General features: G+C 51.1%; 1 pseudogene. It reads left to right on the forward strand.

The window, feature by feature from the left end:
• A pseudogene (locus CHH91_RS19050) lies at window positions 1-237 on the forward strand (beta-glucosidase); the annotation flags it as partial.

Genomic DNA, 237 nt, shown 5'->3' on the forward strand with positions numbered 1-237 from the left:
TGATATCGATATGAAGACAGCCGTTTACGCCAATCAGTTGGAGAACGTAATAAACGGTAATGAGGAATTGCAGCAGCTTCTGGATGACGCTGTGTACCGCGTCTTAAAGCTGAAGAACGACTTAGGACTGTTTGAGGACCCATTCCGCGGTTTAAAGGCCAGCCGTCAGCTGCCGGCAACGCGCATCTTGTCAGACGAACATAAGACGGCCGCCCGGTCTTTGGCAGAGCAATCCAT

This window comes from Virgibacillus sp. 7505 (assembly GCF_002272135.1).
Classification (GTDB): domain Bacteria; phylum Bacillota; class Bacilli; order Bacillales; family Amphibacillaceae; genus Terribacillus.